Consider the following 255-nt stretch of genomic DNA (forward strand, 5'->3'; position numbering starts at 1 on the left):
CCGCCTGTCGAGGATCTCCTCGAAGCCCGCCTTGGTATCGAAGGCCCATTTGCCATCACCACGTTTCGCGAGCGGGAAGGGGAGCGGCCAAAGCTTGTCGCCGATCTCGACGATCTTCTTGCCGTCCTGGTCCTCCACGACCACCTGCTTTGCGGCGCCCTCGCGGATTTGCCGGTAGGTGTTCATGGCATCCTCGTTGGCCTTTAGCTTGGCCGCGTCGATGCCGAGCAGCGCAGCAAGACCATCGACGTCGCC

At 63.1% G+C, this 255-nt stretch carries 1 protein-coding gene; it reads right to left on the reverse strand.

Annotation, left to right across the window (positions count from 1 at the left end):
* On the reverse strand, window positions 1-255 hold a 255-nt coding region (locus tag IB244_RS31785; RefSeq protein WP_192307029.1), incomplete at both ends, for a DUF2950 family protein.

Source organism: Rhizobium sp. RHZ02 (genome assembly GCF_014851575.1).
GTDB classification, from domain to species: Bacteria; Pseudomonadota; Alphaproteobacteria; order Rhizobiales; family Rhizobiaceae; genus Rhizobium; species Rhizobium altiplani.